Genomic DNA, 25,515 nt, shown 5'->3' on the forward strand with positions numbered 1-25,515 from the left:
ACATCGGTCAGTTGAGACAGCCGCTGGCGCTCCTGCTGCACCGTCGCCAACACCTGCGTGCGGCGCTGCTGGTACTCGCGCAGCTGACGGCGCCAGCCTTCCAGCGGCTGGTAGGGCGTGAGTGATACCACCATCGCCATCTGCGCCAGCACGCGCGCATCCAAGGTGTCGGTCTTGGCCAGTTGGCCGATGGCCTTGGCAAAGTCACGCGCCTGGCGAGGGTTCACACGCGCCACCGGCAGGCCGGCCGCATGCAGCGCATCCAACGCTGCCAGTTCGTAGCCGCCCGTGGCTTCCAGTACCACTTGGTGCAGCTCCATGTGTCCCAGCCAGCTGCGCAGCTGGCGCAGACCTGCCGCCGTGTTGGGGAAGCGCCGCTCGCCTTTGCAGCCATGCACATGCACATCCAACCACTGCTTGCTGACATCGATACCTACGCCGTATGCCATGGAAAAACTCCGCTATGCTCGAAGGGTCGAGAGCTCTCCTGGGCTGCCCAGCCTGATCGTTACGAGTGCCAACTCCAGCAACTGTTCGGGCGTTTGCCAGGAGATCCCGGCGTGGCGACCTCGCTCTCCCGCGGTTGTTTAGACCTGTGGGTTATCGGTCGACCACGCCGGCTCTCGACACCTAATCTGGCAGATCGCCAAGAGATAAGGGGCTTCAGGCCGCATCACGCGGATGCGCCACCACCGGCTGGCGCTGGCGCCCCAGGCCTTCGATCTCCAGCTCCATCACGTCGCCCGGCTTGAGGTAGACCGGCGGTTTCTGGCCCAGGCCCACGCCCGGCGGGGTGCCGGTGCTGATCACATCGCCCGGCATCAGCGTCATGTAGCGGCTGATGTGGCTGACCAGTTCGGCCACGCCGAACACCATCGTGCGGGTGCTGCCGTTCTGGTAACGGTGGCCGTTGACCTCCAGCCACATCGACAGGTTCTGCGGGTCGGGCACTTCATCGCGGGTGACCAGCCACGGGCCGATCGGGCCGAAGGTATCGGCGCTCTTGCCCTTGACCCACTGGCCGCCGTGTTCGAGCTGAAATTCGCGCTCGGACAGGTCGTTGATCACCGCGTAGCCGGCCACATGGTTCAAGGCTTCGTCCACCGACACATCGCGCGCCACATCGCCGATCACCACGCCCAGTTCCACTTCCCAATCGCTCTTGACCGAGCCGCGCGGGATGATCACGGTGTCGTTGGGGCCGCACACCGCAGTGGTGGCTTTCATGAAAAGAATCGGCATCTTGGGCACTTCCATGCCCGATTCGGCGGCGTGGTCGGCGTAGTTCAAGCCCACGCAGATGAACTTGCCGATGCGGCCCACTGCGGCGCCATAGCGCTGCTCGCCTTCGATCAGCGGCAACGTGGACAGCTCCACTGCACGCAGTTTTTCCAGGCCGGCATTGGTGAGGTGCGCACCGGCGACATCGTCGATGACGCTGCTTAGGTCGCGGATGCGGCCTTCGCTATCGATCACGCCGGGACGTTCGTGGCCTTCGGCGCCAATACGTACGAGTTTCATGCAGTCTTCCTTTGCAGGGGAGGAGTCGGAGCGAGCAGCCACCTGTTGCAAGGTGTTTCAGCAGGAGGTGGACGACGGGCTCGGAACAGGAATGTCGGTGATGCGTGCTGGCAACAAGCCACGGCAGGCGTGCGGTGCGGCGTGTTGTCGGCGGTCTTCAGTGCGGCTAAGACACCATCGCGTGCGGCCATGGGTCTGGCCGCTGCACAGCAGTGTGGTCGTCTGCGTTTAATTGGACCAGCCGCCATCGATGATATGGGTCTGGCCGGTGGTAAACGAAGATTCGTCCGAGGCCAGATACACCACCAGCTGCGCGATTTCGCGCGGGTCGCCCAAGCGGCCCATCGGCTGGCGGTCGGTGAAGCTCTTCCACACGGCCTGCTCGTCGCCGCCCAGGGCCTGCACGCGCTGCCCCAACGACGGCGTCTTGATGGTGCCCGGGCAGATCGCGTTGCAACGCACGCCCTGCGCCACGTAGTCGGCGGCAATGGCCTTGCTCAGGCCGATCACGGCGGCTTTGGTCACGCCATAGACGAAGCGGTTCGGCACGCCCTTGATGCTGGAAGCGACCGAGGACATGTTGATGATGCTGCCGCGTCCGCGTTCGAGCATGCCTGGCAGCACCGCCTTGCAGGTGTAGTACATCGCATCGACGTTGATCGAGAACGAACGGCGCCATGCCGGCTCGTCGCAGTCCAGGATGCTGCCCTGATGCACGTAACCGGCGCAGTTGAACAACACATCGAACGGGCCGTGCTCCGCGACCAGCGCAGCAATCGCCGAAGCATCGGTGACGTCCAGCAGCTGGGTGGTGATGGCGTCCGATTCGGCCGTCAGCGCCTGCAAGGCCGCGGCGTCGATGTCGGTGGCGATCACCTGCGCGCCGGCACGTGCGCAGGCCAGCGCGCTTTCGCGGCCGATGCCGGCGCCGGCGGCGGTGATCAGGCAACGCTTGCCCTGCAGGCGGGCGGTGGGTGTGGTGGGAATGGAGACTGTCATACCGATAAAGTTCCGTGGGTGGGGGCCGCCGGCCGTGGCAGACGATAGAACGTGCGTGCGTTGTCGCCGAAGACCGCATCGGCGTGTTCGGCGGCATGCCGGGTGACGAGCTGCTGTGCAAGATCGACCCAGTGTGCGTAATCGGCGCGCAAGGTCAGCACCGGCCAGTCGCTGCCCCACAGCAGGCGCTGCGCACTGAAGCGCGCGAACAGGTGCGCGACATATGGCTCCAGTGCGTCGATGCCGGCGCCGCGGGCAGCTTCGGTGAGCAGGCCGGAGAGTTTGCAATGCACGTTGGGATGCTGCGCCAACGCGGCCATGCCGGCGGCCCAGGCGACGAATTCGCCGGCCGCAATCTGCGGCTTGCCGCCGTGATCGACGACCACGCGCAACGCCGGATGCCGTTTCAGGCGCGCCTGCAAGGCCGGCACATGCGCTGCGCGGATCAAGGCATCGAAAGCCAGATCGTGTTCCAGCATCGCATCGAAGGCGGCGTCCAACTCGGCGCCTGCCAGCCACTGCACGTCGGCAATGTCCTGCACCATCGGGCGCAGGCCCTTGAGCAGGCCGCCGCCGGCGCGCACCAGCGCGCCGATGCGGGCGGCGGCGTCGGGCGCGGCAAAATCCACCCAGCCAACCACGCCGGCAATGCGCGGCGCAGCGTGCGCCAGCTCGAACAGGTAACAGGTTTCCGCTTCCGTTGCGGCGGCCTGCACCACGACCACGCTGCCAACGCCGGCCGCGTCCAGCGCAGCGCCGACATCGTGCGGTGCAAAGTCGCGGTACAGCGGCGCAAGCTCGGGCGTCAGCCAGGCGTAATCGCCACGCGCCAGATGCCAGAAATGCAGATGCGCATCGACGCGGTTCATGGCGTGGGCAGGTCCGTATCGAGTAGGCCGCCGTCGCGCAGGCGCTGCCATAGCGCAGGCGGAATGGTCGCCTGCAACCGTGCAGCGGCCGAGTGCACCTCGGCCACGGTGCGCATGCCGGCCACCACCGTGATCACTGCCGGATGCGCCAGCGGGAACTGCAACGCGGCCGCACCGATATCCACCCCGAACGCGGCGCAGGCGGCATACAGGCGCTGCGCATGCTGCAAGGTGGCGGTATCGACCGGGGCGTAGTTGTAGGTGGCGCCGGGGCCGCGCGCATCGCTGAGCAGGCCGGAGCTGTACGGCCCGGCCGACAGGATCGACACGCCGCGTTGCTGCGCCTGATCCAGCAGCGCGCGTGCGCCGTGCTGTTCCAGCAGGGTGTAGCGCCCGGCCAGCATCACGCAGTCGAGCGGAAACCGCGGCAGCACCTCCAGCGCCACGTCCTGCTCGTTGACGCCCAGGCCGATCGCCCCGCACGCCCCGGACGCCTTCAACTCCGCCATGGCCGGCAAGGCCTCCTCCAAGGCCTGCTGCAGCACACGGGCGTGGTTGTCGCCGTGGGTCAGCGCACCGATGTCGTGCAGCAGCAGCACGTCGATGTAGTCGGTGCCCAGGCGCTCCAGGCTGGAGGCGAAGGCGCGCCGCACGCCGTCGGCGCTGTAGTCGAACTCGGCGCGGCGGCCGCCCACCGCAAAGCCATCGCGGCCGGCAACGGCCTGGGCGTCGTCGTAGACGCAGCGGCCGACCTTGGTCGACAGCGTGTACGCAGCGCGCGGCACGCCGGCCAGGCCGCGGCCCAGGCGCGCTTCGCTCAAGCCGTAGCCGTAGTAGGGCGCGGTATCGAAATGGCGGATGCCGGCCTCGAACGCGCCCGCCACCGCAGCCAGTGCGTCCGCCTCGTCCACTTCGGTGTACAGGTTGCCGATCGGCGCAGCGCCGAAGCCCAGCGCCGACAGCTGCACGTCGGTGCTGCCGAGACGCTGCCGTGCCACGCCGCTCATGCGCACCGCTCCGGAGCGAGGGCGGCAGCGCAGGCGCTGGAAGGATCTGGAAAGCAGGAGCTGAGCATTGCAACGTCCACCAGCCGACAGGTGCCGGGCTGTTCGCATATGAATATGGCAATCATCAATGAACAGATCACGCTGCAGTGCAGCATGAGGGGGCCATGTAGGCGCTGCGCGTGAGCCAGCGACAGAGTTAGGAGTCGTTTGCCCGCGCTATGCGGCTTAACCGGCTCAGGAATTGTCAGGCTCCCGAACCATCGCTCCACGCGTGGCCCGATGTCTCCGTGCTCACCTGGCGGCGACCGGCTGACGATGCGCGCCTGCACGTTCATCCAGTGTCAGACGATGGCCATGCGCGGCCGAGTCGAAATGAGAGGTCGCCAGGCTGGCAACGTGCGATGCGGCTACGCGCTTGCCTGCAACCTGGATCAATCAGACGCAGGCATGGGTTGAGCGCTGTCAGCTGGTGCAAGCGACGCAACCAACTGCGTGCGGCACACGTCCAGAACTTCATCCGCTAATGGCGAGTCGTCCGCGCAGGCCCGTGACAGCACAACCGCGCCCACTGCATGCGCGAACAGATTGATCGTTCTGGACCGAACATCATCGTGCCCATCGCCGCCAGAGAGCATTGCGGTCCGCTCCACCATCGCCAGCATGTTCTCGATACCGACGGTGAACATCGCCTTGATATCTGTCGATTGACGCGCTGCGTCGCCGCCGAGTGCCGCCATTGTGCAGCCGTCGCCGCGCCCGTCCCGGTGCGTTCTCGAGACGTAGAAATCGATGAATTGACGGATATCCGTACCTTCGATCTGGCCGGCGATCTGTTGCAGGCCATGCTGGGCCGTCTCGGCGATCAGATCCGCCTTGGACCCGAAATGCTTGTAGAAGCCGCCATGGGTGAGGCCGGCGGCAGCCATCAGATCGGCCACGCTCACCCCGTCGTAGCCACGTTCACGAAACAACGCGGAGGCCGTTTCGACGATGCGGGCCCGATTCTCCAGCGATTGCGCTTTGGTGATTTTCATTGTGTTCCAGGGTCGACGGCAGGCCGCCAATTTACATTGATGTCGACCACAATCAAAGTTGTTGACATTTTTGAGTTTGATCGACATCATAAATTCACGCGGTCGAACGCACCTGTCGACCACCACCGCCTCACCTCACCAAGGACATTTCATGAAGACACATAAACCTGTGGCGCTGGTCACCGGCGCTTCCTCGGGCATCGGCGAAGCGGCTGCCCGGCAACTCCTCGCCGCCGGCTATACGGTCTATGGCACCAGCCGGCGCGGTGCGGGAGCCGGTCAGGCGGCGTTTCCGCTGCTGGCGCTGGACGTGACCGATGACGCGTCGGTCGCCGCTGCGATCGCCGAGCTGCAGCAGCGCGAAGGCCGTCTGGATCTGCTGGTCAACAACGCCGGTGTCGGCGTCCAGGGTGCGGCGGAAGAAAGCTCGATCGAACAGGTCCGCTCGCTGTTCGAAACCAACTTCTACGGCGTGGTCCGCGTTACCAACGCGGTCTTGCCCCTCATGCGCAAGCAGGGGAGCGGGCGCATCCTCAATGTCGGCTCAGGCCTGGGTCTGATCCCTGCGCCATTCAACGCCTATTACTCGGCCACCAAACATGCGCTGGAGGGATATTCCGAATCCCTCGACCACGAAGTGCGCGGGTTCGGTGTGCGGGTGGTGGTGATCGAGCCGGGCGCGACCCGCACCGCATTCGAGACCAGCACCGTCTGGTCGGATCGGCCACTGGCCGATTACGACGCGCTCCGCGCCAAGTATCGGGCGGCTTACGAAAGCGCGATCGCCGTCGCGGCCACCGCCGAGAGCGTCGCCGACACCATCGTCCTGGCCGCACGCGAGCAGCGTCCGCAGTTGCGCTATGCGTCGGGCAAGGACGCCAGACAAGGCGCATTCGCCCGTCGGTTCCTGCCTCGCGCGTTGTTCGACAAGGTGCTGCACAAGCAGTTCGGACTGGCGTAATTCCCGGGCATCAGGCCCATCAATCCACGACATGAAGGATGCGACATGAAAGCTGTTCGATTTCACCAGACCGGCGACGCCGATGTCCTGATCTACGAGGACGTTCCCGATCCGACGCCGCAGGACCACGAGGTGCTGATCCGGGTCGAAGCGACCGGCCTCAACTTCGCCGACGTCATGCGACGCCGGGGAGACGATTATCCCGAGCCGTCGCCAGCGCCCTTCATTCTGGGCGCGGAAGTTGCCGGCACGATCGTTGCGGTCGGCAAGGCGGTGACTGCGCTGCAAGCGGGCATGTCGGTACTGGCAACACCGGGCGCCGGCGGCTACGCGCAGTACATCTGTGTGCCGGAGGCGATCGTGGTGCCGCTGCCCGATGGCGTACCGGCGGTCCAGGCCGCGGCCGTGATGGCCAACGGGTTGACCGCCGCGCTGGTGTTGCGCAATGCCGCGCGGCTGGCGCCAGGTGAAACCGTCCTGATCGAAGGCGCAGCCGGCGGACTGGGCTCCCTCGCGGTGCAGCTGGCCAAACTCTATGGCGCCGGCAAGGTCATCGCTGCAGCCAGCACGCAGGAAAAGCGGGACATGGCGATCCGGTTGGGCGCTGACGCGGCGGTGGACTACACCGCTGCCGACTGGGCCGAACAGGTCCGTGCCCTGACCGATGGCAAGGGTGTGGACGTCATCGTCGAAATCGCTGGCGGCGACAACGTCGCCGAGGCGTTCAAGGCTCTGGCACCGTTCGGGCGCCTGATCTTCGTCGGCCAATCCAGCGGCAACACCGCCCTGATCGACCCATGGCAGTTGATCGTTCCCAACCACACGCTGACCAGTTTCTATGTGGGTAGCTACCTGGCGTTCCCGCAACTGATCCAGTCCACGCTGACGGAAATCATGGGCTTGATCCTGTCCGGACAACTTGCACTGCAAGTCAACACCGTGCTGCCGTTGTCAAAGGCGGCCCAGGCGCATCGGCTTCTGGAAAGCCGCCAGACGACGGGCAAAATGGTGCTGCAACCCTGGGTCGACGCTTGATTCGAGCAAGCAGCAGACGTGGTGCGGGGGTTCGACGCAGTGTCGTAGCACCTCTGCACCTCTGCACGTCGCTTGCGTTTGCGAAGTCTGCAGTGTCAACAAAACGCAAGGCTCAGGGGTGGCGATCGTCCTGGCCGGTTTCTGCGCAGAAGATCGCATGCATGGCGCTCAGCAAGGCAGCCACCTTTGGATCGCCCAAGCGGTAGATGATGGATCGGGATTCGCGACGGGTGAGGACCAATTGCCGCTGCCGCAGGTCGGCCAGTTGCTGGGACAAGGCCGGCTGCCGGATGCCTGTCGTTGCTTCCAGGCCGCTCACGGTGGACTCGCCCTGCGATAACTGGCACAGCAGCAGCAGACGTGACGGTGTGGCCATGAAGCGCAGCAGTTCGGCCACCTCCGGCACGCGCTCCTTCATGGCGGCAAGATCACTGACGGAGAGAGTTGTTTCGGTCACGGGGCGTGGAGGACTACGGGTCAGGGAGATGTAGAGCGTAACGGCTGAGCCCTCTGGCGACTGAACGGACAGCTCCGCATAGCGATTAATAGTTGCAGTGTATATGCATCTATGAAATTGTCATTGCACTTCCTCTCGGCGTTGTGATCGTGATTGCTTCTGCCGCACTCGACACCTCTCTGGCAATGGCGCGCACGGTGGTGACCGGCGCCCACTCCGGCAGCATGCCCGCGCCGCACGTGGCGACGTTCTTTGATCCTGCGACATTCACCGCCAGCCACGTGGTGCGGGATCCCGGCTCGTCGGCCTGCGCCATCATCGACAGCGTGCTCGACTTCGAGATGGCGTCCGGCCGAACCGCAACCGGCTCGGCTGAGGCGCTTGCGCAATACGTGCGTGACCAGGGCCTGCAGGTGCAGTGGCTACTCGAAACACATGCGCATGCCGACCATCTGTCGGCTGCGCCATGGTTGCAGCAGCACCTGGGTGGGCAGCTCGCCATCGGCGAGCGCATTCGCTCCGTGCAGGACACCTTCGGCAGCATTTTCAACGCCGGTGCGGAATTCAGGCGGGACGGCAGCCAGTTCGACCATCTCTTCGCCGACGGCGAAGCATTCACCATCGGGCATCTGCAAGCGGTGGCGCTGCATGCCTTTCCCTGTCCCGGCATCGGGTTGCGGCATTTCACCCATAAACGGCGAAGCCCTGGGGGACCTCGCCGTCATTGGTCACAGCGATGATCAAGATGATGCGTGCAGTGTCCGCAAGATGCTGGCAGTACGCACAACCGGCATGTGTGCGTGGTGCACACCGCTTCCGTCCCACCAGCCCTCTCCATCTGACAGCGGCGTAGTTGCTCTATCGGGCGCTGTTAGCCGCAGCAGTAGCAGACGTTGCCCTGGCCCAGGTCGCCGCCGAACTCCGGACACTCGGCTTTGCAGGCCCATGCACTACACGATTCCACTTTCGGCTGTGCGTTGTCGACTGCCATCACCTGGAACGCACCAAACCCGGTGCTGGCCAGAAAGGTCGCCGCCATCAACGCACTGCGCAAGGTTGCCCAACGCTTCTTCATGCATTACTCCTTCACCGTTGCAAAAGCCGCTGGCGCATCCGTGCGGCGCAAGGCGGCGACGAGGTCCTGCACCCGCTCCGTGGTATCGAAAACGCCAAGATGCGAATGGCGCACGCGCCCCTCCCCATCGATGGCCATCAGCAGTGGCACGTTGCGCGCGCGAAACAGCATCAACGCGCGACGATCGGTCAACGTGACCACCGGAAAATCGAAGCCGTGCACATGCGCATAGCGCGCGGCCTGCGCGGCGTCGCAATGGCACACGCCCACCAGCTGCGGCCGGCCGGGCAGGTTGGCCTGCAGCTGCCGCGCTGCGCGCAAGACGGTCGGCGCCGAGCGCTGGCAGTACGGGCAAGTGGTGGTGAAAAAGAACAACACCTGCGCCGGCCCGTGCGGTGCGCCCAGCATGTGCCGCCGACCATCGCCATCGGTGACTTCGATACGCGGCACATACATGCCGTCATACGGCGTGCTGATGCGCGCCTGCAGCCATTGCTGCTGCACACGCAGCTGCTTGTTTTGCCAGGCCAGCACCGCAATCAGTGCACATGCCATCAACAGGCCCATCCAGAGCCAGGGGAAACGTCGCGCCATGCCAGCTCCAAAGCGTCCTTGATGCCCGAGCCTTGCCCAGGCATCAGCTCATGGTCAATGGTGATGTCGACAACTGAGATGGCGCGCGGCGCGCGGCTGTGGATGCGATCACGCCCCTGCGCTTGGGCTTGTCACTGGCGCGTGATGGTTGGGATGGTGTTTGCGCAATCAGCTCTTTGCGCACCGATGCGACGACGTGTCGGTGCGAGTGTGCAGACACAAGCGTGTTGACGTTTAAACGCTGCGTTTCACGTGCACGCCGCAATGGTCGCGGAAATGCACGCAGGCGATACGCTGGACCAAGGGATGCGCTGAACACTGCGTCCGTCAGCTTGCGGTCGACAACCAACCCCGTTCCATTTCGCCCACGTGCGTGATTTCCGGCACAAGAAGCCGCGGCGATCGAGCGAACCCCGAGCTTGCTCGCCACCAGCGTGGTGTTCACAGGTTTCCAGGCGCACCAGTGGCACCACATCACAGAAGCGCCAGATGCACCAAAGTACCTGGTGGACTACTGCTCAACGCTATGCACGACCCGGCGTGCGGCCATACCTGCCTATGCCATGCGCCACGGCGCGCGCCGACCGGCGAAGGATCATGTAATGCGTGCGATGGCGTTTTCCGTCCGGCTGTGTGGGCTGGCGCTGCTGGACGACGGCAGCGACATCTCCAGAGCCTTCGCCGCCACCGGCTGGACCCGCTGGCTTCACCGACTTGTCCATGCCACCGAAGGGTCGCAAGGCCCTGCCCGCGCGCCGGAGTCGAGGGCAGGGCGCGAGGCGTCGGAGCGGTACGCGCTGGCGCGCGATGAGGCTCTATCGATAAAGCCCTCGCGCCCAAGGGCGCTCCTACAACGGTGTTGGTTTGTTGCTCTTGCCGCACGGCCAGCTGGAGTGCGAATCGGTCTGTAGACGCGGACGCGGACGCGATGCGGCGATTCCAGTGCGCCCCCCGCAGGCACCGCGCAAATCAATCCTCTTCCGGCGGCGGCAGCACGATGCCGTCGGCATCGATGGCGAGCTTGCCGGCCATCAGCACCGCCTGGGTGCGGTTGGTGACGCCGAGCTTGCGCAGGATCGCAGTGACGTGCGCCTTGATGGTGGCCTCGGACACGCCAAGGTCGTAGGCGATCTGCTTGTTGAGCCGCCCGGCGCCGAGCATCTGCAGCACGCGGAATTGTTGCGGGGTGAGATCGCGTAGCCGCTGGCCGACCTCGCGCTCTTCGCTGTCGGTGGGCGGCAGGTTCTGCGCTTCGGCCGGGATCCAGCGCTCGCCATCGAGCACGGTGGCGAGCGCGCGACCGATGGTGTCCGAATCGGCAGATTTGGGAATGAATCCGAACGCGCCGTGGTCGATCGCCCGCCGCATCACGGTAGGCTCTTCGCGCGCGGACACCACCACCACCGGCAACTGCGGATGCAGCGAACGCATGTGTACCAACGCACTGAATCCCTGCGCGCCCGGCATGTTGAGATCCATCAGCAACAGATCGGCATCCGGCTGCGCATCTGCCAGGGTGTACAAGGCATCCACCGTGTCAGCCTCGAACAACTGCACCCCCGGCATCACGCGCTGCACCGCCCCGCGCAAGGCTTCACGGAACAGGGGATGGTCGTCGGCGATCAGCAGGGTGGTCATTTTGGCGCCGGGAATCGGGAGGGGGAATCGAGAATCGGGAATCGGGAATCGCAAAAGCAAACGCCAAGAGTGACATCAACAGCTAAGGACAGCAGCGAGAAATGGGTGCATTGGGTGCGGATGGTGGTTCGGGAGAGTGCTAAACACCGGTTAACAGAGGTGGGCGGAGGACTGTTTTTACAATCCCCCTGCCGCCTCTGCGCCCGCTGGCAGGGAACCGGCCCAACGATCCCCATTCCCCATTCTTCATTCCCTCCGTTCGCAGGGAACCGCTTGATCGATTCCCCACTCCCGATGCCCAACGCGCGCCAGCGCGTTAGCGCGTCAACCGCTCGCTTACCAACGAATCCACCACCGATGGGTCGGCCAGGGTCGAGGTGTCGCCGAGTTGATCCGGTGCGTTCTCGGCGATCTTGCGCAGGATGCGGCGCATGATCTTTCCCGAGCGGGTCTTCGGCAGGCCTGGTGCCCACTGCAGATGATCCGGGGATGCAATCGGGCCGATCTCCTTGCGCACCCAGGTGATCAATTCCTTGTGTAGTTCTTCGCTCGGCGTCTCGCCGGCGATCAGGGTGACGTAGGCATAGATGCCCTGGCCCTTGACGTCGTGCGGGAAGCCGACCACGGCCGCCTCGGCGACCTTGGGGTGCGAGACCAGCGCGCTTTCCACTTCGGCGGTGCCGATGCGGTGGCCGGAGACATTGATCACATCGTCCACGCGGCCGGTGATCCAGTAATAGCCATCGGCATCGCGGCGGCAGCCGTCGCCGGTGAAGTAGCTGCCCGGATAGGTGCGGAAATAGGTGTCGATGAAACGCTGGTGGTCGCCATAGACCGAGCGCATCTGGCCGGGCCACGAATCCAGCAGCACCAGATTGCCTTCGGTGGCGCCTTCCAGGATCTTGCCCTCGGCATCGACCAGCGCCGGTTGCACACCGAAGAACGGCAGCGTGGCCGAGCCGGGCTTCAGATCGACCGCGCCGGCCAGCGGCGAGATCAGGATGCCGCCGGTTTCGGTCTGCCACCAGGTGTCCACGATCGGGCAGCGGCTGTCGCCGACCACTTCGTAATACCAACGCCAGGCTTCCGGATTGATCGGCTCGCCAACGCTGCCGAGCAGGCGCAGGCTCTTGCGCGAGGTTTTCTTGACCGGCGCTTCGCCATCGCGCATCAGCGCGCGGATCGCGGTGGGCGCGGTATAGAACAAGGTGACCTGATGCTTGTCGATCACTTCCCAGAAGCGCGACACGTTCGGGTAATTGGGCACGCCTTCGAACATCAGCGCGGTGGCGCCGTTGGCGAGCGGGCCGTAGACGATGTAGCTGTGGCCGGTGACCCAGCCCACGTCGGCGGTGCACCAGTAGATGTCGTCCTCGCGCAGGTCGAACACCACTTCGTGCGTATAGCTGGCAAACAACAGGTAGCCGGCGGTGGTGTGCAGCACGCCCTTGGGCTTGCCGGTGGAACCGGAGGTGTAGAGGATGAACAGCGGGTCTTCCGCGTTCATGCGCTCGGGTTCGCACTCGGCCGGCTGGCCGTCGACCACATCATGGAACCAGCGGTCGCGCGGTGCCTGCATCTCCACTGCGCCGCCGGTGTGGCGCACCACCAGCACCGTTTCGACCGTATTGGTGCCGGGAATCTTCAGCGCCGCATCGACATTGGCCTTGAGCGGAATCTTCTTGCCGCCGCGCAGGCCTTCGTCAGCGGTGATGATCAACTTGCTCTGGCAGTCGATCACGCGGTCGGCGATAGAGTTGGCGGCAAAGCCGCCGAACACCACCGAGTGCACCGCACCGATACGCGCACAGGCCAGCATGGCCACGGCGGCATCGACGATCATCGGCAGGTAGATGGTGACCCGGTCGCCCTTCTTGACGCCCAGGTTGCGCAGCGCATTGCCCAGCTTGCAGACGCGCTCGTACAACTCCCGGTAGGTGACCGGGTAAGAGGCTGCGTCCGGGCTGTCGGGTTCGAACAGCAGCGCGGTCTTGTCGCCGCGCGTGGCGAGCTGGCGGTCCAGGCAGTTGACGCTGGCGTTGAGCTCGCCGTCGCCGAACCAGCGGATGTGGAAGTCGTCCAGCGCGTAGCTGACATCCTTGATCTGGGTAGGTTGCTTGAACCAGCTCAACCGCTGTGCGGCCTTGCCCCAGAACTGCTCGGGATGCTCGATCGATTCGCGGTACAGCGTTGCGTACTGTTCGCCATTGACGCGTGCGCCGTTGGCGAACGCGGGATCGACGGGATAAACATCAGCCATGGCAGCCTCACTTGCAATGAACGTGTCGGGAGAAGGCGTTGCCGCTGCCCTCAGTAGGTTCTCAGTGTGCCGTATCCACTCTGTCCCGTTAGTCAACGGCGCGTTAGACCATGGTCGTAACCTGGGGTGTGCGCTGCCGCACACCCATTGCGAGTTCTGGTGCGACCAATGGTCACCTTGTGGAATGCTGCGTTGCAGCTACGACCAAAGGCGAATAGGCTGCGAAGCGCGGACTGCCTCACGCTCCGCACAGCATCGCCATCAAGCGCGAGGCCTTCATTGGGGAGAGGGTTCCATGAAACACCGTACTGCACCGCTGGTGCGCCATCCGTTGGCGGCTGCCTTGTTCGTGGCCAGCATCCTGCCGGGCGTGGCGTTCGCGCAAACGTCCAAGGAAAAAGCGCTGGAAGCCCGCATTGCCGAGCTCGAGCGTCAGGTCCAGCTGCTGGTCTCGGCGCAGCAACAGCAGCAGGGCCAGATTGCCCAGACGCAGACCCAGGTCACGGAAGTGCGCACCTTGCAGGCACAGATGCCTGCCGCGCCGGTGGTGCCTGCCGGCAAAAGGCCGATCCAGCTGAGCAGCATTACGCCGAACGCGTTGCCGGGGACAACGTTTCGTTTCGACGGTTTCATCAAGGCCGACTTCATGACCACCCGGACCAGCGACGGCGCCTTGCCGGAAGGTGCGGTTGGGCGTTACCTGTACATTCCGACGCAGACGCCTGTCGGGGGGCAGGCGTCGAGCACGGACACCGACTTCCACGCCAAGTTCTCGCGCTTCAACCTGGGCGTGGACACGGTTACCGAAAACGGCGACAAGCTCACCGGCTTCATCGAACTGGATTTCTTCGGCAACGCGCTGGCCAACCAGGTCAACAACTTGTACGGCGGCACCTTGCGACATGCCTACATGAGCTGGAACAACTGGCTGGCCGGCCAGACCTGGTCCAACTTCGTCGATGCCACCATCCTGCCCGAAGCGGCCGATATCGTCGGGCCGACCGACGGTGTGTTGTTCAGCCGTCAGACCCAGATCCGTTACACCCGCGGCGCCTTCAGCGTCTCGGCCGAAAACACCGAAACACTGACAACGCCCTACCAGGGCGGCAACACCATCCTGGCCGCAGACCACGGCGCGATGCCGGACCTGACCGCGCGCTACAACTGGAAGGGCACCTGGGGTACGTTCGGCCTGTCGGCCATCGCGCGCCAGTACCGCACCCGCAGTGCGCTGACCAACGACACCGATTTCGGCGGCGCCATTGCCGGCGGCGGGCGCTGGATCATCAACTCCAGCAACGACCTGCGTTATCAGTTGGCCTATGGCGAAGGTCTTGGCCGCTATCTGGGTCTGGGCAACGGCTCGGATGTGGAGATCGACATCGACGGCAACATCCAGACTGTCAGCACCGTGGCTGGCTGGGTGGCCTGGCGCCACGACTACAACGCCAAGCTGCGCAGCACCATCATGTATTCGCGCGTGGACTACGACCACAGCCTGGCCAACACCGGCGGGCTTGCCAGCAAGTCGCAGCAGAGCATCCGTGCCAACGTCTTCTATTCGCCACTGCCCAAGGTCGACGTGGGTGCAGAGCTGATGTATGGCCGTCGCGAAGCCGAAAACGGCGACAGCGGCGACATCTCGCGTCTGCAGTTCACCACCAAGTACAGCTTCTAAGATTCACCCCGCCGGCAGCCCGCCACGCATGTGGGCGGGCCGTGCCGCCCGCACTCCAGGAGACAGACCATGACCGTCTCGAATGACGCACTGATCGCCAAGATCGATGCCAATCCGAAGTACCACGCACTCAAGCGTCAGCGCAATACGCTGGGCTGGACACTCACCGTGCTGATGTTGCTGGCCTATTACGGCTACATCGGCCTGATCGCCTTCGACAAGGAATTCCTTGCCAAACCGATCGGCGCAGGGGTGACCTCGATCGGCATTCCGATCGCGATCGGAGTGATGGTGTTCACCATCATCATCACCGCCATCTACGTGCGCCGTGCCAACAACACCTACGACCAGCTGACTGCGCAGATCCTGGAGGAAGCCCGCAAATGAGCAAGACTTCGCGCCTTCTCCTGATTTTGGCCGGCCTGCTGCCGACCGGCCTGGCACTGGCCGCCGGTGGCGACATGGGCCAGGTCGACAAGCAGCCCACCAACTGGGTGGCGATTGCCATGTTCGGCCTCTTCGTGCTGGGCACCTTGTGGATCACCAAGTGGGCGGCCAGCAAGACCAAATCGGCCGCAGATTTCTACACCGCTGGCGGCGGTATTACCGGCTTCCAGAACGGCCTGGCGATTGCCGGTGACTTCATGTCGGCGGCTTCGTTCCTGGGCATTACCGCGGCGGTGATGGCCAATGGCTACGACGGCCTGATCTATGCGATCGGCTTTCTGGTCGGCTGGCCGATCCTGACCTTCCTAATGGCCGAGCGCCTGCGCAACCTCGGCAAGTACACCTTCGCCGACGTGGCCGGATATCGCTTCGCACCAACGGCGATCCGCAGCTTTGCCGCATCGGGCACGCTGGTGGTGGTGCTGTTCTATCTGATCGCACAGATGGTCGGCGCCGGTGCGTTGATCAAGTTGCTGTTCGGCCTGGACTACTGGGTGGCGGTGACGCTGGTCGGCGTGCTGATGATGGTCTACGTGCTGTTCGGCGGCATGACCGCAACGACGTGGGTGCAGATCATCAAGGCGGTGCTGCTGCTGACCGGCGTGACCTTCATGGCCGTGGCGATCATGTGGCACTTCAACTTCAGCTTCGAGGCGCTGTTTGCCGAGGGCGTGCGGGTGAAGACCGCGATTGCGGCCAACGGCGGTGCATCGCCGGAGGATGCAGCCAAAGCGGGCCTGTCGATCATGGGGCCGGGCGGCTTCGTCAAGGACCCGATCTCGGCGATCTCGTTCGGCATGGCGCTGATGTTCGGCACCGCCGGCCTGCCGCACATCCTGATGCGCTTCTTCACCGTTCCCGATGCCAAGCAGGCACGCAAATCGGTGCTGTGGGCCACCACCTGGATCGGCTACTTCTACATCCTGATCTTCATCATCGGCTTCGGTGCGATCGCACTGGTGCTGACCAACCCGCAGTTTGCCGATGTCGCCACCGGCACCATCCACGGCGGCAAGGGCGCAGCCAACATGGCGGCGGTGCTGGTCGGCAATGCGGTGGGCGGCAATGTGTTCATGGGCTTCATCTCGGCGGTGGCCTTTGCCACCATCCTGGCGGTGGTTGCAGGGTTGACCCTGTCCGGCGCGTCGGCGGTGTCGCATGACCTGTACGCCACGGTGATCAAGAAGGGCAATCCGGCGCCGGGCTCGGAGCTCAAGGTCTCACGTGCCACCACCCTGGTGCTGGGGGTGATCGCAGTGCTGCTGGGCATCGTGTTCGAGAAGCAGAACGTGGCCTTCATGGTGTCGCTGGCGTTCGCCATCGCGGCCTCGGCCAACTTCCCGGTGCTGATCCTGTCGCTGTTGTGGAAGAACTGCACCACCCGTGGCGCGGTGACTGGCGGCTTCCTGGGCCTGATCTCCTCGCTGGTGCTGACGGTGCTGTCGCCGTCGGTGTGGGTGGACACGCTGGGCAATGCGGCCGGCTCGGCGCCGTTCCCGTACACCTCGCCGGCGCTGTTCTCGATGACGGTTGGTTTTGTCGGCATCTGGCTGTTCTCGGTGCTGGACCGCAGCCCGCAGGCCGCCAACGAACGTGCCGCGTTCAAGGCGCAGCAGATCCGTGCCGAAACCGGCCTGGGTGCGAGCGGTGCCTCGGGTCACTGACCGATAGCGCAAGCAACAGCTGACAACGCAGAACGCCGGCCCAGTGCCGGCGTTCTGCGTTTTGGCGGAAGGTGGTGTGGCCGAGTGGCGTCACTGTGGCCGTGCCGCCATGCGCACCGCCGTCGCGGCGCCTTACGCGCGCGCGCACATGTACGCGCGTTGCGCCGCGCTCACCGAGGCGGCGCATTCCACCGCAGGCTCGGTGGGTGCCGCGGATGCGACGGCGCGCGATGCGACTGAGGGCTCCTTGCAACGCGCGCCTGACCACGCGGCACAGCTGATGGCCTGCCGGCACATCGGCCAGGGCGACTACGCACAGGTGGAGCAACCGCTGCGTCAGGCCGCAGTCGGCGGTGATCCGGATGCGCAGCTCGAACTGTTGCGTCAACACGCACGTCGGTTCATCGAGCAGCAGCCCGACCTCGCCGGCCACAACCACTCTCGTTCCCGGGCCGTGCCGAGGCCGAGCAGGTACTGGCCAACCTGGAAGAAAGGGCGATGCGCGGCGACCGGGCAGCGATGCCGGTGCTGGATCAGCTGCTGTCTTCGCCCCTGTTGGACATAGCCGAGCCGCTGTATGGCGATGCCTGGCGGCTGGTGTCCCAGCAGCCGTTTGGCCGCCCGTTGCAGCCCGCAACGCCGTTGCGCGGCGAGGAGATGTTCGACGACATGGATGCAGTCACGCAGCAACAGGTGGTCCTGCTTGCCCGCGAGTTGCATGCCAAGGTGCTGCGCTCGCTGAGATGTTTGCCGCCATGCAAGTGATGCTGCTCCAATCCGGGCGATGCGCGATGCGCGATGCGCATGCCGGGACGGATTCGGTGCCGGCCGGCGCGGTTGCGGCGTTACCGAAAGTAACGCGCTTTCAACGGCAAGGTGGCCGCACCGATCGCGCAGGCATCGGCGGGCGCTTCGGCCGGCAGCAGCAACGGCAGTGGGCGCGCTTGGCCATGGCGTGGCAGGTTGTCGATCTGCACCGCGGCGATCAGCCGCTGGGCAAGATTGCCGGGCAGGCGGCCGCCGAACACGATGGCTTCGGGGTCGCACACTGCAGTGATGGCCGACATGATCAACGACACCCCCGGTGCGCTGCGCGCGATCCAGCGGTCGATCGCCGGCCAGGCCGGGTCGTAAGCCGCCAGCAAGCTGCGCACATCGGTAAATGTCACGCCGTCTTCGGCCAGCAGTTCGCGCAGCAATTCCAGCGTGGCGCGTTCCAGCTGCAGCGCCGGCAACATGCCGGCGAACTCGCCGGCATTGCCGCGTGCACCGCGCATCACCTGACCGTCGATGACCAGGCCACCGCCCAGGCCGTAGCTCAGATACAGATAGGCGAAGTCGCGATGACGCTGGCCGATGCCCAGCATCGCTTCGCCGGCAGCGGCGACGCTGCCGTCGTTGTCCATCCATACCGGCTGCCCGAAGGCATCGGCCAGCCACGGGCACAGTGCGATCTGGCCCAGGGCGCGCAGCGGCTCGGGCGGGTTGATGAAGGCATCCTCGCCGGTGAAAAACCCGCTCATCGCCACGCCGATGCCCAGCCGCTGGCCGGCATCGTCCACGCGCGCCAGCACCGCGGCATCGGCCGCCTGCAACTGGGTGAGTACGCCGTACAACGTGGTATCGGTTAGCGCGACCTCGCTGACGGCAAGCACCGCCCCGGAAAAATCCACCAGCGCCAGGGTCAGCGCGTCGGTGGCGATGGAAATGCCCAGGGTGTGGCCGTGCGCCGGATTCAGCGACACCGCCACCCCGGGCTTGCCGCGGCCCATGCGCGCCACCGCCTCGCCCATCTGCACCATGCCGCGTGCTTGCAGGCCTTCGATCAGGCGCACTGCGGTCTGCACGGTCAGCCCGGTACCGCGGCTGAGGTCGGCGCGGGTGAGCACGCCGGCCAGCCGCAGGCGGTCGAGCATGTCGCGCTCGTTGAGGCTCAGGCCGAGGAAGGCAGGCGAATGTGGAGGCAAGGCGACGGCGACGGAGGACGGCATGGCGAGCGGTGTCACGTGGGAATGGCTAGCTTACCTGCTTCCATGAAATAATTAATTCACAGTAAGGTATTAAATCGGTAGCCTCTGCCACTTACGGTTGTCCCATGTCACGCGATCGCTCCTGTCCGCTTCCCCGTGTGTGCCTGTTGGCGCTGTGCGTGAGCGCCAGCCTGAGCGTCTATGCCGGCGAGCCCGCCGTCCCGGCCGCGCCTGCCGGCGGCGACGCGCCGGTGCCGCTGGATAGGGTGGGCGATGCTGGACAATGGGGCCGATCCGAATGTGGCGCTGCCTTACCAGACGTTGGATCGAGGCGCACGCAATAACTCAAATGCAATGGTCTGGGCAGCCGAGCAGGATGACCCGATCTATCTCAAATTGCCGTTGGATCATGGTGGTGATCCCAATACACGCAATGCGAACAACGAAACCTTACTTTTTCACGCACTCATCAAACAAAATAAACGGGCGGACATCCAGTTGTTGGTCGAACGCGGCGCTGACGTGAATGCGTTAGCAGGCATGGGAGGAACGCTGATCGATAATTACGCAATTGGTGGCGCATTCGAGGAGGTCCATTGGTTGCTGAAACGCAAGGCGGATCCTACGCTGGTGTTCAATAGAGGAGTTCCCGTGCATCGCATGGACTCTGGAACGATCGAAGCTATCCCGATCCGGCAGTTCTCGGACCCGGCTACAAGCCCACCGTGGTCTACAAAGGCTCAGCGGGAGAAGTGGCAACCGCCGATGGTCTGCGGGACACCAGCGCCGAAGATTTTCTGGCCAACAACTTCCCGCAGTCGGTTGGCATGCAGACCGATCACTACGATCGCGCCATGCGATTGGCATTGCGCATGAAGGATCAGCGAATCGATTTTGAAATTGCCGGCCATTCCCTGGGCGGCGGCATGGGATCGGCAGCCTCGGCGGTGAGCGGCGTTCCGGCAACCACGTTCAACGCAGCCCGATTGCATCCAGAAACCGCGCAGCGCTTTGCAAAGAGCACGCCCGGTGTGCAGCTTTACGACACCGCCGACACCGTGGTCGCCTATCACGTCCAGGGTGAGATGCGTGGTGACGGAGAAGACGGATGCGCGAAGAAGAGCTCAAGGACCTGGCCAGGGCGCTGGGCACGCTGGCGGCCACCATCGAAGCGCGCGATCAGCGTCAGCACGCCGCACTGGAGCGGGAGATGGCAGCGCTGCGCGCCCTGTTCGCGCGCAACGGCGATGAAATCGACCGCCTGGTCGGCGGCGCGGTGCCGCAGCTGCAGCAGGCCTGGCAACAGGCGCTCGATAGCAGTCTGGCACCGGCCTCGCGCCGGCTGGACGCAGTGATCTCGCGCTCCGGCACCGCATTGCAGGCGGTGGAAACCGCGCACGAGGCGCCGCGCAGGCGGTGGCTCACCCGCGCCTGGCTTACCTGCGCTGGGTTGATCGTGGCGACGGTGCTGGCCTGTGCTTCAAGCGTGTAACTGCTGACCGAAGCGCGCCAGGATCTGACCCGCTACCGGCTGGACGCCAAGGTGCTGCACGCGGTGGCCAACAGCGATGTCGTCCTGTGTGGAGACCGCCTGTGCGCCAACGTCGACCTACGCGGAGCACGCAGCGGGGAGCGCAACCAATACCGCACGGTCAGGCCGCGGCCATGACGGCCGGCCCCGAGCATCACGACCGGCCGGGCGCGTCGGACTGACCAGCATGGCCGCGGTACCATTGGCGGTTTGAACCACGGCCGCCGCCATGAAGATCGCCTCCTGGAACGTCAACTCGCTCAACGTGCGCCTGCCGCACCTGCAACAGTGGCTCGGCGCGTTTGCGCCGGACGTGGTGGGCATCCAGGAAACCAAGCTGGAAGACCACAAGTTCCCGGATGCCGCGCTGGCCGAGCTGGGCTATCGCAGCGTGTTTTGCGGGCAGAAAACCTATAACGGCGTGGCGATCCTGTCGCGCTCGCCGGCGTTGGACGTGCAACTGGGTATCCCCGGGTTCGACGACGTGCAGCAGCGCGTGATCGCCGCCACTGTCGATGGCGTGCGCATCATCAATCTGTACGTGGTCAATGGTCAGGACGTGGGCACCGACAAATACGCCTACAAACTGCGCTGGCTGGACGCGGTGCACGACTGGATCGCGCAGGAACTGCAACGCCATCCGCAGCTGGTGGTGCTGGGCGACTTCAACATCGCCCCGGATGCGCGTGACGTGCACGATGCGGCGGTGTGGAACGAGCACCATATCCTCACCTCCACCGCCGAGCGCGCCGCGCTGGAAAGATTGTTGGCGCTTGGCCTGCACGATGCATTCCGGTTGCATCACGAGGAAGCCGAGCAGTTCAGTTGGTGGGATTACCGCCAGGCCGGTTTCCGCCGCAATCTCGGCCTGCGCATCGACCTGACCCTGGTCTCGGAGGCCTTGCGCGCACGTGCCGTGGAATCGGGCATCGACCGCGAACCGCGCACCTGGGAGCGCCCCAGCGATCACGCACCGGCGTGGGTGCGGCTGGCGGAAGCGGGCGCATGAGCGAGCGGCATCTGCGTCGCAGCACGCACAAGGTGGGCGATGTCACGCTGGGGCCGGTGCACCGTTTGAGTTGCCACTGCGGTGCAGTGCAGATCGATCTGGAGTTGCCGCACGGCCTGCTCGACCCGCGCCGCTGCGATTGTTCGATGTGCCGCCGGCGCGGCGCCATCGTCGCTTCGGTCACGCTGGACGGCCTGCATGTGTTGCAGGGCGAAGACGTGTTGCGGCTGTATCAGTTCAACACGCAGACGGCGGCGCATTATTTCTGCGGTGTGTGCGGGATCTATACGCATCACCGGCGCCGCTCCAACCCCAACGAATACGGCTACAACGTCGGCTGCCTGGAAGGCGTCAACCCGTATGCCTTGAACATCGCCGTGCCGGTGGAAGACGGCGTGCACCACCCGGCCGATCGGCTTGCGGCGGAGGGCTGAAACGACAACGCCCGGGCAGGCCCGGGCGTTGATGACGCGATGTGTAACTGCCGCTGCGCGTTAGCGCACGCGGCCTCGGGTGAACAGGTTGACGATGGCCAGCAGGATCACCGCGCCCACCAGCGACCAGACGAAGGTCCACAGCGTGATGGCCTGGTTGATGCCGCCGCCAAACAGGAAACCGGCGATCAGTGCGCCCACAATGCCGACCACCACATTGAGGATGATGCCCTGCTGCGCATCGCGGCGCATGATGATGCTGGCCAGCCAACCCACGATGCCGCCGACGATCAACCAGATGATGATGCCCATGTTGCCGATCTCCTCGTTCGATTGCACCGGAAGTGGTGCATGGGCGCCATTCAACGCAGCCGTGCGTGAAGCAGCTGTCGAGCGCAATGAACGAGATGGCCGAGTGTTCGGTTTGGTGCACGAGGCGTGACAGCGTACGCAAGCTGGCAGGTCGGGCCGGTGCAGCTGTGGCTGCGCCCGCACCGGCATGGCGAACGTGGCGAGCCGCAGGCGCGTCAATTGCTTGGCCCGGCGCTGGGTATTGACCCTGCGCAGGTGCCGCTGCAGCGCGATGCACGCGGGCGTCCCTCGCTGCAGCCGGCGCTGCCCGAACGAGATACCGGCTGGAGCCATAGCGGCGAGTATTTGCTTGTGGGCCTGGGCAACGGCGTGCGGTTGGGCGTGGACCTGGAGCGCATTCGCGCGCGTCCGCGGGTTCTGGAGATCGCGCAACGCTTCTTCCATCCCGACGAAATCGCCTTGCTCACCGCGCTGGCGCCGGAGGTACAACATGCGCTGTTCTTTCGGCTGTGGTGCGCCAAGGAAGCCTTGCTCAAGGCCTACGGGCATGGCCTGTCGTTCGGGTTGCATCGGCTGGCGTATGCACTCACGCCTGAAGGTGCGCTGCGGCTGCAGTGGTGCGATCCGGCACTTGGCCAGGCTGCGCAATGGCAGCTGCACGAATGGTGGGCCGCGCCGGAATGTCGTGCCGCATTGGCGTTTTATCCGCTGGCGGGCGCCTGACACGCCCGCTGCGGTTGCCTACGCGGCGCCGTGCGGCAGGATCGGCTGACGAAACTGCGCCACGCCGTCCAGATCGCGCAAGGTCACTGTGAGCACGCCGCTGCCGCCATCGATTTCCACTTCGCCGAAGAACTGGTAACCGGCCATCGTCCCGTCCACGCGCCGCGCCTGGCGCAGGCTGGGCCGCGTATCCCATTCCACGCGTAGCCGCGACGGCCGATCGGCGCGGCTCCACATCATGGCGCGGGCATCCACGCCATCGCCGCTCTGCACGCCATCGGTGATGATCGGCCGCCCGGACGGTGCGGCCAGGTGACGTGCGGGCCAACCGGCAGTGGCCGGCAGCAACAAACCGGCACCCAGGCCTTGCAGGATGCGGCGGCGGGCGGGATCGGAGGCGGGCATGGCGTTCTCCAAGCTCTGGCAGCGGTGTCCAGCTATAGCGCCGCTGTCTTACCGGCAGTGTCTATCGGCGTGGGGCGCAGCCGCGCGTGCGCTGTGGGCGTGCAGGCAGCGCATTGCGTTGCACACAGGAGAGCGTGTGCGTGGCGAGGTCGTGGGCTAGCGCTGCATGCGTGCTGCCACTGGTGTCGGCGAACGACGCATGCGCAGTGGCGGATGCAGCAACCACAAGCTGCCGCAGCACACCGCAGGAATCACGCCTCCACCGCACCGGGCTTGCCGTCTTCGACCACGAAGCGCTTCAACGTCGACACCGTGGCCTGGCGGTCGCGGCGGTCGGAGATGCCCTGCAGGCGCGTTTCCATCCGGCCCGGCGTCAGCGTCACCGAGACATAGCCGCGTGTTTCGCCGTCGACGTAATGCACGTGCGGGTTGAGCGCCATGGTCTGGTGCAGTTCGGCATTGCGCTGGCCGTCGGAGGTGACCGAGGTGCCGACGAATTCGGTGGCCAGCGTTGCCGAATCCGGGTCGGCCGGGTCGGCCTTCAGATCGGTGACCCAGTACGAATGGATGTCGCCGCCCCAGAACACCGGGTTGCGCAGCCGGGTCTTGGCGATCGCATCGAGCATGCGTTCGCGCGTGGCCGGGTAGCCGTCCCAGCCGTCTGTCCAGTGCCCGACCGTGCCATCGCGACCGGTCTGCGCCATCGGCGCCACCAGCAGATCCTGCGCGATCACGTTCCAGCGTGCGGGCGATTGCGCGAAGCCGCCATGCAGCCAGCGCTCCTGCTCCCAGCTAAGCATGGTACGGCGCGGGTCGGTGCGCTCCTGGCAACTGTCGTCCACCACGCGGCCGCGGCGCCAGCCATTGGCCTGCGGGCAGGGTTGTTCGCTGCGGTACTGGCGCCCGTCGAGCACGTAGAGGCGTGCCAGCTGGCCGTAGTCCAGCGCGCGGTAGATGCGCATGTCCGCGCCATGCGGGCGGTGCCGCGCGCGTAGCGGGAAGTGTTCGTAAAAGGCGCGGTAGGCGGCGGCGCGTCGGGCCAGGAAGGTGTCGACTCCAATCGACGGATCCTGCGACCAGCGGTTGGCGTAGTCGTTCTGCACCTCGTGGTCGTCCCAGGTCGCCACGCAGGCGCTGCCGGCGTGCAGCGCCTGCAGGTCCGGGTCGGTGCGGTACAGCGCATAGCGATTACGGTAGCCGGCCAGATCCAGGCATTCGCCGCTGCCATGCGGGCGCACGATCTTGTTGGCCGCCTCGCCGTGGTTGCTGTATTCGTAGATGTAATCGCCGAGGAAGAACACCAGATCCGGCTGCTCGGCAGCCAGGTGGCGATAGGCACTGAAGTACCCCAGCTCCCAATGCGAACAGGACACGAAGCCGAACCGCGCCGTGTCCGGCATCTGATGCGCTGCCGGCAAGGTACGCGCGCTGCCGATCGGGCTGCGTGCGCCCAGTGCCTGGAAGCAGTACCAGTAAGGCCGATCGGCGGCCAGACCGGTGAGCTCCACGTGCACCGCGTGGCCCCACGCCGGGCTGGCGACAGTCTCGCTCTGGCGCACCACGTTGCGCATGTTCGGGTCGCTGGCCACCTGCCAGCGCACCGGTACTACTGCGCGCAGGCCGCCGCGGCCGTCCGGGTCCAGCGGGCGGGGCGCCAGCCGCGTCCAGATCACGAAGCCGTCGGCCAACGGGTCGCCTGCCGCCACGCCCAGCGTGAAGGGGTCGGCACTGCCACTGGCGCGTGCGAACGGGCTGAGCAGCCCCGCCGCCGCCAGACCGGCGCCGGCAACGAGGATGCGCCGGCGGCCGCGATCCACCGGGGGTGTCGCGTGGTCGGGGCCGGGCAGGGGGGATGCGGAAGACGGGTCTATCAGGGACATGAGGACGCAAGC

General features: G+C 65.3%; 26 protein-coding genes and 3 pseudogenes. 12 read left to right on the top strand and 17 right to left on the bottom strand.

Annotated features, from left to right (window positions below):
- The 7 genes from A7D16_RS12095 to A7D16_RS12125 all read right to left on the bottom strand — a co-directional run.
- The coding region (locus A7D16_RS12095) for an IS110 family transposase (RefSeq protein ID WP_153043145.1) at positions 1-449 on the bottom strand (449 nt) is incomplete at its 3' end.
- A 214-nt stretch (positions 450-663) separates the two neighbouring features.
- Positions 664-1,521, bottom strand: coding sequence for a fumarylacetoacetate hydrolase family protein (locus tag A7D16_RS12100; protein WP_064633044.1), 858 nt, complete (start codon positions 1,519-1,521; stop codon positions 664-666).
- Positions 1,522-1,749: 228 nt separating this feature from the next.
- The gene (locus tag A7D16_RS12105) at positions 1,750-2,520 is read right to left on the bottom strand and encodes an SDR family oxidoreductase (protein WP_064633045.1); all 771 of its coding nucleotides are present in this window, start codon (positions 2,518-2,520) and stop codon (positions 1,750-1,752) included.
- Complete coding sequence (locus tag A7D16_RS12110) at positions 2,517-3,389, bottom strand: amidohydrolase family protein (protein ID WP_064633046.1); 873 nt, start codon at positions 3,387-3,389, stop codon at positions 2,517-2,519. The genes A7D16_RS12105 and A7D16_RS12110 overlap by 4 nt, the downstream gene beginning before the upstream one ends.
- Positions 3,386-4,396: an aldo/keto reductase gene (locus A7D16_RS12115; protein ID WP_064633048.1), complete on the bottom strand. Its 1,011-nt coding sequence runs from the start codon at positions 4,394-4,396 to the stop codon at positions 3,386-3,388. The genes A7D16_RS12110 and A7D16_RS12115 overlap by 4 nt, the downstream gene beginning before the upstream one ends.
- On the bottom strand, positions 4,393-4,590 hold the full coding sequence (locus tag A7D16_RS24480; RefSeq protein ID WP_064633118.1) for a hypothetical protein: 198 nt from the start codon (positions 4,588-4,590) through the stop codon (positions 4,393-4,395). The genes A7D16_RS12115 and A7D16_RS24480 overlap by 4 nt, the downstream gene beginning before the upstream one ends.
- A gap of 237 nt (positions 4,591-4,827) precedes the next feature.
- Complete coding sequence (locus A7D16_RS12125; RefSeq protein ID WP_064633050.1) at positions 4,828-5,430, bottom strand: TetR/AcrR family transcriptional regulator; 603 nt, start codon at positions 5,428-5,430, stop codon at positions 4,828-4,830.
- A 151-nt stretch (positions 5,431-5,581) separates the two neighbouring features.
- On the opposite strand from A7D16_RS12125, the gene A7D16_RS12130 reads away from it, so the two are divergent.
- Entirely contained in the window at positions 5,582-6,391 is an 810-nt protein-coding gene (locus A7D16_RS12130) for an oxidoreductase (RefSeq protein ID WP_064633052.1), read from the top strand.
- A gap of 45 nt (positions 6,392-6,436) precedes the next feature.
- Entirely contained in the window at positions 6,437-7,426 is a 990-nt protein-coding gene (locus A7D16_RS12135) for a quinone oxidoreductase family protein (RefSeq protein WP_064633054.1), read from the top strand.
- A 112-nt stretch (positions 7,427-7,538) separates the two neighbouring features.
- Here the strand turns inward: A7D16_RS12135 and A7D16_RS12140 are convergent, their stop codons facing one another.
- Positions 7,539-7,844: an ArsR/SmtB family transcription factor gene (locus A7D16_RS12140; RefSeq protein WP_064633056.1), complete on the bottom strand. Its 306-nt coding sequence runs from the start codon at positions 7,842-7,844 to the stop codon at positions 7,539-7,541.
- A 263-nt stretch (positions 7,845-8,107) separates the two neighbouring features.
- Here A7D16_RS12140 and A7D16_RS12145 point away from each other — a divergent pair.
- Positions 8,108-8,533, top strand: a pseudogene (locus tag A7D16_RS12145) (MBL fold metallo-hydrolase); the annotation flags it as partial.
- 221 nt (positions 8,534-8,754) lie between these two features.
- On the opposite strand, the gene A7D16_RS12150 reads toward A7D16_RS12145, so the two are convergent.
- The 5 genes from A7D16_RS12150 to acs form a co-directional block, all read right to left on the bottom strand.
- Positions 8,755-8,958: a hypothetical protein gene (locus tag A7D16_RS12150; protein ID WP_064633058.1), complete on the bottom strand. Its 204-nt coding sequence runs from the start codon at positions 8,956-8,958 to the stop codon at positions 8,755-8,757.
- A 3-nt stretch (positions 8,959-8,961) separates the two neighbouring features.
- Positions 8,962-9,525, bottom strand: coding sequence for a peroxiredoxin family protein (locus A7D16_RS12155; RefSeq protein WP_082925790.1), 564 nt, complete (start codon positions 9,523-9,525; stop codon positions 8,962-8,964).
- A 70-nt stretch (positions 9,526-9,595) separates the two neighbouring features.
- Positions 9,596-9,997 carry a hypothetical protein gene (locus tag A7D16_RS23530; protein ID WP_161945033.1) on the bottom strand — a complete coding sequence of 134 codons (402 nt, stop codon included), beginning with the start codon at positions 9,995-9,997 and terminating at the stop codon, positions 9,596-9,598.
- A gap of 524 nt (positions 9,998-10,521) precedes the next feature.
- Positions 10,522-11,190 carry a response regulator transcription factor gene (locus tag A7D16_RS12160; protein ID WP_016901792.1) on the bottom strand — a complete coding sequence of 223 codons (669 nt, stop codon included), beginning with the start codon at positions 11,188-11,190 and terminating at the stop codon, positions 10,522-10,524.
- Positions 11,191-11,506: 316 nt separating this feature from the next.
- Positions 11,507-13,450 (bottom strand): acetate--CoA ligase, encoded by a 1,944-nt coding sequence (gene acs, locus A7D16_RS12165; RefSeq protein WP_064633063.1) that lies wholly within the window; start codon positions 13,448-13,450, stop codon positions 11,507-11,509.
- Positions 13,451-13,745: 295 nt separating this feature from the next.
- On the opposite strand from acs, the gene A7D16_RS12170 reads away from it, so the two are divergent.
- The 4 genes from A7D16_RS12170 to A7D16_RS12185 all read left to right on the top strand — a co-directional run bounded on the left by A7D16_RS12170 (position 13,746) and on the right by A7D16_RS12185 (position 18,004).
- Positions 13,746-15,128, top strand: coding sequence for a DcaP family trimeric outer membrane transporter (locus A7D16_RS12170; RefSeq protein ID WP_064633064.1), 1,383 nt, complete (start codon positions 13,746-13,748; stop codon positions 15,126-15,128).
- Between the two features lie 69 nt (positions 15,129-15,197).
- Positions 15,198-15,515: a DUF485 domain-containing protein gene (locus tag A7D16_RS12175; RefSeq protein WP_005995490.1), complete on the top strand. Its 318-nt coding sequence runs from the start codon at positions 15,198-15,200 to the stop codon at positions 15,513-15,515.
- Positions 15,512-17,239: a cation acetate symporter gene (locus tag A7D16_RS12180; RefSeq protein ID WP_064633066.1), complete on the top strand. Its 1,728-nt coding sequence runs from the start codon at positions 15,512-15,514 to the stop codon at positions 17,237-17,239. The genes A7D16_RS12175 and A7D16_RS12180 overlap by 4 nt, the downstream gene beginning before the upstream one ends.
- Before the next feature lie 498 nt (positions 17,240-17,737).
- On the top strand, positions 17,738-18,004 hold the full coding sequence (locus tag A7D16_RS12185; protein WP_153043159.1) for a hypothetical protein: 267 nt from the start codon (positions 17,738-17,740) through the stop codon (positions 18,002-18,004).
- Positions 18,005-18,084: 80 nt separating this feature from the next.
- On the opposite strand, the gene A7D16_RS12190 is transcribed toward A7D16_RS12185, so the two are convergent.
- Positions 18,085-19,230, bottom strand: coding sequence for an ROK family transcriptional regulator (locus A7D16_RS12190; protein ID WP_064633070.1), 1,146 nt, complete (start codon positions 19,228-19,230; stop codon positions 18,085-18,087).
- 249 nt (positions 19,231-19,479) lie between these two features.
- Between A7D16_RS12190 and A7D16_RS21570 the strand changes: the two are divergent.
- The 4 genes and pseudogenes from A7D16_RS21570 to A7D16_RS12205 form a co-directional block, all read left to right on the top strand.
- Positions 19,480-19,956, top strand: a pseudogene (locus A7D16_RS21570) (ankyrin repeat domain-containing protein); the annotation flags it as partial.
- A gap of 361 nt (positions 19,957-20,317) precedes the next feature.
- Entirely contained in the window at positions 20,318-20,701 is a 384-nt protein-coding gene (locus A7D16_RS12195; RefSeq protein ID WP_239686992.1) for a hypothetical protein, read from the top strand.
- 268 nt (positions 20,702-20,969) lie between these two features.
- Positions 20,970-21,749 carry an exodeoxyribonuclease III gene (gene xth, locus A7D16_RS12200; protein WP_064633073.1) on the top strand — a complete coding sequence of 260 codons (780 nt, stop codon included), beginning with the start codon at positions 20,970-20,972 and terminating at the stop codon, positions 21,747-21,749.
- Positions 21,746-22,183, top strand: coding sequence for a GFA family protein (locus A7D16_RS12205; RefSeq protein WP_064633075.1), 438 nt, complete (start codon positions 21,746-21,748; stop codon positions 22,181-22,183). The genes xth and A7D16_RS12205 overlap by 4 nt, the downstream gene beginning before the upstream one ends.
- A 60-nt stretch (positions 22,184-22,243) precedes the next feature.
- Here A7D16_RS12205 and A7D16_RS12210 read toward each other — a convergent pair whose 3' ends face one another.
- The gene (locus A7D16_RS12210; protein ID WP_039404974.1) at positions 22,244-22,495 is read right to left on the bottom strand and encodes a GlsB/YeaQ/YmgE family stress response membrane protein; all 252 of its coding nucleotides are present in this window, start codon (positions 22,493-22,495) and stop codon (positions 22,244-22,246) included.
- A gap of 126 nt (positions 22,496-22,621) precedes the next feature.
- On the opposite strand from A7D16_RS12210, the gene A7D16_RS12220 reads away from it, so the two are divergent.
- Positions 22,622-23,218, top strand: a complete 597-nt coding sequence (locus A7D16_RS12220) for a 4'-phosphopantetheinyl transferase family protein (RefSeq protein WP_064633079.1) — start codon at positions 22,622-22,624, stop codon at positions 23,216-23,218.
- 105 nt (positions 23,219-23,323) lie between these two features.
- Here the strand turns inward: A7D16_RS12220 and A7D16_RS12225 are convergent.
- Together A7D16_RS12225 and A7D16_RS12235 are read right to left on the bottom strand one after the other, a co-directional pair.
- A pseudogene (locus A7D16_RS12225) lies at positions 23,324-23,623 on the bottom strand (PhoD-like phosphatase N-terminal domain-containing protein); the annotation flags it as partial.
- Positions 23,624-23,874: 251 nt separating this feature from the next.
- Positions 23,875-25,503: an alkaline phosphatase D family protein gene (locus tag A7D16_RS12235; protein ID WP_064633085.1), complete on the bottom strand. Its 1,629-nt coding sequence runs from the start codon at positions 25,501-25,503 to the stop codon at positions 23,875-23,877.
- Positions 25,504-25,515 lie beyond the last annotated feature (12 nt).

Source organism: Xanthomonas nasturtii, from assembly GCF_001660815.1.
GTDB classification, from domain to species: domain Bacteria; phylum Pseudomonadota; class Gammaproteobacteria; order Xanthomonadales; family Xanthomonadaceae; genus Xanthomonas; species Xanthomonas nasturtii.